Origin of the sequence: Pseudomonas sp. 34 E 7 (assembly GCF_900005715.1) — a bacterium.
GTDB classification, from domain to species: Bacteria; Pseudomonadota; Gammaproteobacteria; order Pseudomonadales; family Pseudomonadaceae; genus Aquipseudomonas; species Aquipseudomonas orientalis_A.
Map to the genome: position 1 here is coordinate 1 of NZ_CVTX01000035.1, position 3112 is coordinate 3112.

Consider the following 3112-nt stretch of genomic DNA (forward strand, 5'->3'; position numbering starts at 1 on the left):
CTGGCGCGCCTCGCCGGCCACGGGCGACACGGGCGCGGTCAGCGGCCATGGGTACACATGCTCGGGGATGTCCTGCAGCGACAGCCAGGCCGGCAGGCAGCCACGCAGCTCCTTGAGCCACAGCCGCCAGCCCATTTGCAACAGGCTGCCGCGCCAGCGCTGGGTGATGGGCTCCGTCAGCAGGTGCAGCCGTGCGGATAAGGGTTCGTTCATTCTTGCCAACGTAAGACTCGATAAGGTTGTGCGCTGCCTTGCGCGGGGCTCAATAACACGGTGGCTTGCAACTGGGCGTGGTAGCCGCCGGGGCGTTGCGCGCGGCTGTCGATCACCAGCACCTCACCGGGGTCGGCGCCCACCGCACTCAGGTGCGGCAGGTTCAAGGCGCGGCGCATCAGCGTGCTGGCGAAGGCCGGATCGGGCCGGTCCAGGCCACTCCACAGGCTGATCTCGGGAACCAGCGCGCTGTACAGCGCCTGGGTCATGCCCGGCAATTGCCGCACTTCTTCTATGACCCTGAACGGCGCCAGGCCCTGGTGGCGTCGTACCTCGAGGTCCTTGGCGAGTTGGCCGGCCTGGGCCTGGGTCGCACCGCAGGCCAGGGCCAGCCGCGCGAAATCGCCGACCTCGGCGCTGTTCAAGTACAACTTGCCGCGCTCGCTGCGCAGGCTGACGTGCAACTGTGCATCATCGAACACCAACGGGATTTCACGCCCATCGGCGATCCACTGTTTGCGCTGCAACGGGTCGGCCAGGCCCTGCAGCGCCAGCGCCACGCCCGCCTCGGCGGCCAACACCGCCTGGGTGTGCTGGCGGTGCCACGCCGCCTGGCGGATTTCCAGTTGCACCCAGCCGGCCAGGCCGCCGAGCAGCAGGCTGAGCAACGCCAGCACCCACAGCACCAGCAGCAGCGCGACACCGCGCTGATGCCGGATCATTCGGGGCCCCCACTCGACAGGTTCAAGCGCAGCGCGATCACCTGGGTGACCCAGGGCACCGGCCCATTGACGCGCGCCGCAATCCGCACCGCCGAGGGCAAACGCCGGGTCCACGGCCACTCGCTGATCCAGCCGGTGGCGTTGCCCTTGGGCGACACGCCGCGATAGCTGAACTGCAGATCTTCGACCCCTTTCAATAACACCTGTGGCTCACTGCGCGACGCCGGCACGCTGACCTGCGCTTGAGGCTCAAACCGCGCGAACGCCACCTGCAAATCGCGCTGCGCCTCGGCGCCGGTCAACTGCAGGGTGAAGCGCTGAATCCCGCCACCGAGCACGCCCGGCAGGGTCGCGACAAACTGCATGCGCTGTGGGCTGCCGGCGAAAAACCCGTCGGTCTGGCTGTCGTCCTCGGTCACGTCCAGGGGCAGCGCCTCGCTGATCGCCGTGCGCAAAAACTGCTGCGCAGCCCGCATTTCATCCAGGCCGACCGTGTAGCGCTGCGCCTTGAGCACCGCGCGATTGGCCCCCAGCAGCGCGCCACCGACCAGAGTCAGTAACACGCCGAGCAGGCTCAGCACGATCATGATTTCGAGCAGGGTGAAGCCCTGCTGACGGCGCGTCACAAACCGGCCCCTGCCGCACGCAGTTTCAAGGTGCTGAAACTGGCGTGGCGCGGCCCCTCGCTGACCGTCAGGTCGAGGCGAAACAACTGCGGCTGGCCGATCCGCGTGGGCTGTTGGGCGATGCGCAGTTGCCAGGCGATGCCGTCCAGATCGCCTTGGCGCACGCCATTGGCCAGGGGACCTGCTGCTTCCTGGTCCATCACGCTGACGGCAGCATGGCTCAGGCGATCGCTGTGGGCGACGTGCAACAACGAGCGCGCACTCTGGCCGAAGGCGACCAGCAGCACCGTGCTGCAGATCGCCATGAGCGTCAGCGCGGCGAGCATTTCCAGCAGGGTGAACCCGGCTTGCCGCTTCATGGCAGCGCCCTGGACTGCACGCTGCCGGTCAGCCAGCCAATATCGATGCGCCAGCGCCGGCTGCCATTGGCCAACAACAGGTTGCCGCCGGTGGAACTGCCATCGGGGTAGAACTCCACCGCCGAGCCTGCATGTTCGGCGGTGTGCAAGGTGACTTGCAGGTCGGCCGGCCAGTGTTTTTTCGGGCGGCCCGGGGCCTGGAAGCTGAGGCTGCGCAAGTCGAACGACGTGCTTTGCGGGGTGCCGCTGACAATCGCCCGCGCCCGCGTGCTGCGCAACGCCTCGACCATCTGCCCGACCGCCTGGCGCTCCTTGGCGGCGCGCAGGCCTTGTTGCAGGCCAAAACCCACCAAGCCGGCCGCGATGCTGATCAAGACGATCACCACCAGCATCTCCAGCAAGGTAAAACCACGTTGGGCGTTGGCCATGTTCAGCCGTTATTCCCAGTTGCCCAGGTCGGCGCTGTAGCCTTCGCCGCCGGGCTGGCCGTCCTGACCGTAGAAAATCAGGTCGAACGCGCCGTGCTCACCGGGGAAGCGATAGCCGAAGGCATGGCCGAACGGGTCCTTGAGGTCCGACGGCTTGGCATACGGGCCGGCCCAGCCGGCGCTGTTACCCGGCTTGTCGACCAGTTGCTGCAGGGACTTGGGCGGCGAGCCGACGTCCAGGCCGTAGCTTTCGATTTTCATGCTCAGGCTGGCCAGTTGCGCCTTGCCGGCGCCGTACTTGCCCTTGTCCACGTTACCGCCAACCTGGCGCACAACGATGGTCGCGACGATGCCCAGCAGCACGATCACGGCGAGCATTTCCAGCAGGGTAAAACCGCCCTGGCGGCGGGCGGGCTTGAATCGGTTTTGGCGCATGGGTAAGGGTCCTTGAGGGTTCATATATTGCTGGTCAGGCTCATCAGCGGCAGCATGATCGCGAGCATGATCACTGCCACCAGCACCGCCATGACCACGGTCAGCGACGGCACCAGCGCGGCGAGCAGGCGGTCGATGCCGCGCTTGGCTTCAACGTCGAACACATCGGCGACCTTGAGCAGCATGCTGTCGAGTTCGCCGGCCTGTTCGCCGACTTCAATCATTTGCAGCGCCAGGTCGGGCAGCAGCGGCTGCGCGCCGAAGGCACTGGCCAGGGTGCCGCCGCCCTTGACGGATTCGGCGGCCTGGGCGACTTGCGCTTGCAGCGC

At 67.0% G+C, this 3112-nt stretch carries 6 protein-coding genes and 1 pseudogene; all 7 read right to left on the reverse strand.

Annotated elements, in window-relative coordinates:
* Window positions 1-213 (reverse strand): annotated as a pseudogene (locus BFP96_RS01070) (type II secretion system protein GspL); the annotation flags it as partial.
* Window positions 210-935: a general secretion pathway protein GspK gene (locus BFP96_RS01075; protein WP_065935416.1), complete on the reverse strand. Its 726-nt coding sequence runs from the start codon at window positions 933-935 to the stop codon at window positions 210-212. The gene BFP96_RS01075 and the pseudogene BFP96_RS01070, both read right to left, overlap by 4 nt.
* Window positions 932-1561, reverse strand: coding sequence for a prepilin-type N-terminal cleavage/methylation domain-containing protein (locus tag BFP96_RS01080; protein WP_065935417.1), 630 nt, complete (start codon window positions 1559-1561; stop codon window positions 932-934). Before BFP96_RS01080 ends, BFP96_RS01075 begins: the two co-directional genes overlap by 4 nt.
* Window positions 1558-1920 carry a type II secretion system protein gene (locus tag BFP96_RS01085; RefSeq protein WP_065892509.1) on the reverse strand — a complete coding sequence of 121 codons (363 nt, stop codon included), beginning with the start codon at window positions 1918-1920 and terminating at the stop codon, window positions 1558-1560. Before BFP96_RS01085 ends, BFP96_RS01080 begins: the two co-directional genes overlap by 4 nt.
* Complete coding sequence (locus BFP96_RS01090) at window positions 1917-2348, reverse strand: type II secretion system protein (protein WP_065895707.1); 432 nt, start codon at window positions 2346-2348, stop codon at window positions 1917-1919. Before BFP96_RS01090 ends, BFP96_RS01085 begins: the two co-directional genes overlap by 4 nt.
* 9 nt (window positions 2349-2357) lie before the next feature.
* On the reverse strand, window positions 2358-2783 hold the full coding sequence (gspG, locus tag BFP96_RS01095; protein ID WP_083203132.1) for a type II secretion system major pseudopilin GspG: 426 nt from the start codon (window positions 2781-2783) through the stop codon (window positions 2358-2360).
* Window positions 2784-2803: 20 nt separating this feature from the next.
* Window positions 2804-3112: type II secretion system F family protein (locus BFP96_RS01100; protein ID WP_170875967.1), on the reverse strand; the 309-nt coding region annotated here is incomplete at its 5' end.

Coding starts and splice junctions, on each gene's coding strand:
- BFP96_RS01075 (WP_065935416.1), bottom strand. CDS start 935: ATGATCCGGCATCAGCGCGGTGTCGCGCTGCTGCTGGTGCTGTGGGTG.
- BFP96_RS01085 (WP_065892509.1), bottom strand. CDS start 1,920: ATGAAGCGGCAAGCCGGGTTCACCCTGCTGGAAATGCTCGCCGCGCTG.
- BFP96_RS01090 (WP_065895707.1), bottom strand. CDS start 2,348: ATGGCCAACGCCCAACGTGGTTTTACCTTGCTGGAGATGCTGGTGGTG.
- gspG (WP_083203132.1), bottom strand. CDS start 2,783: ATGCGCCAAAACCGATTCAAGCCCGCCCGCCGCCAGGGCGGTTTTACC.